This is a genomic window from Pseudarthrobacter sp. AL07, from assembly GCF_029960665.1.
Taxonomy (GTDB): Bacteria; Actinomycetota; Actinomycetes; order Actinomycetales; family Micrococcaceae; genus Arthrobacter.
The window spans coordinates 1-1,607 of sequence record NZ_JASBRB010000068.1; the positions used below are offsets into that span (position 1 = coordinate 1).

1 protein-coding gene is annotated in these 1,607 nt (G+C 64.0%); it reads right to left on the reverse strand.

Annotated elements, in window-relative coordinates:
- Window positions 1–34: 34 nt before the first annotated feature.
- Window positions 35–1,432, reverse strand: a complete 1,398-nt coding sequence (locus QK290_RS18390; RefSeq protein ID WP_282332109.1) for an integrase core domain-containing protein — start codon at window positions 1,430–1,432, stop codon at window positions 35–37.
- Between the last annotated feature and the right edge of the window lie 175 nt (window positions 1,433–1,607).

Consider the following 1,607-nt stretch of genomic DNA (forward strand, 5'->3'; position numbering starts at 1 on the left):
TGTGATCTCTCAAGACATCGGTGACAGTTCTGCCTCAGGACACTGGTGACAGTTGATGTCTCAGCACATCGGTGACAGTTCCTTTCGAAAGACGCCCGCTGCGGAAGCGGCTGAGTGACCTGCCGATCCCGACGTATCCGGTGCCTTCCGGCGGCCACGCGTATTCGGCAATGACCTCGCCTTCGGTGTTGGCGAACATGATTTCCTCGAGATCCCAGGCGGCAATGACGATGCGTCCGCCCATCCGCTTGGTCAGGGAGAACATGGTCGTGCCGATCTTGACGACGCCGTTGGAATAGACCCGCAGCTTCCGGCTGCCGGTGTCTGCCGGGTGGGAGATGGTGCCACTGATATTCTCGGGCGCGCCGGTCTCGAGCTGGATTTCCGTGTCCAGGCCGGTTGTGGTGCCGTTCTCCGGTGCTTCCGTTCCGGCATTCACCGCCGGTTGGACCGCCGTGTTGGCAGGGGCAGGATGCATGGCTGCCGGCCCTTGCGCCTGCGGCTCGGGAAGAACCGGCAGGGTTTTGGGCCTGGGTGCCTCAGCGACGGCCGTGGCGTCCCATGACTGCTGCGGTGTGATGCGCCCGGGCAGTCCCTGGTGCGGTCGCTCGGTGTTGTAGATCAGGTCAAACCGGTCGACCATCTCCTGCAATTCCAGGTAGGTGGATGCCAGGGGTTGCTTGTCCAGCCACCGGAACAGGGTCTGATGAAACCGTTCGTTCTTCCCCTGCGTGGTTGGCTTGTAGGGTTTGCCGGTGATCGCCTTGACCCCGAGCGAGGACACGTAGGTGACCAGTTGGCCTTCGACTCCACGGCGTGAGGGATTCAGGGCCACCCCGTTGTCGGTGAGCAATCGTTGCGGTACCCCGTGGGAGGCGATGCCCTTTTTCACGACCGCCAGGGCCGCCTGGCTGGTTTCACCGGATGCCACGTGGGAAGCGATCGCGAGCCGTGAGTGGTCATCTTGCAGCTGGAAGATCACGCACTTGCGCCCACCGGTGAGCACATACTCGGTCGCGTCCAGTTGCCAGCACGCGTTCGGGGCCGGGTAGACGAACCTGCGGTACGAGGCCCGGGGTTTCTTCGCCGGCTCGGACCGCGCCACATTCTTCTCGCGGAAGATCCGCGCCAGCGAAGCCGGCGAGGGCGCGTGCATCCCCAGGGACACCATTTTGTCGTGCACGCTGATCGGCCCGTGATCCAGCCCGGAGGACTCCAGGGCCGCACGCACCCTCAGCGCCTCGTCCTTGAGATCCTCGGTGAGCTTCGTGGGCGAGGTCTTGGGGCGTCGGGAGCGGGGCTCCAGGGCAGCGGCCTGGCCCTCGTCGCGTGCCCTGGCCCGGATCGCATGGAACGTCTTGCGGGTGATCCCGTGCTCGGCACAGAACGTGGTGACCGCCCCGCGTGGCGCGTCATCGGGCCACCGGGCGATCGCGAGGCGGATACGGGCATTGACAGGCTCATTCTTTTTCACCCGCCATTCTTTTGCCACCACCACGGGCCGGCCAAACCCTGTTAACAGGGCCGGGAAGTGTCACCACCAAAACCTGCGGAACTGTCACCGATGTGTTGAGGCAGAACTGTCACCGATGTCTTGAGAGATCACA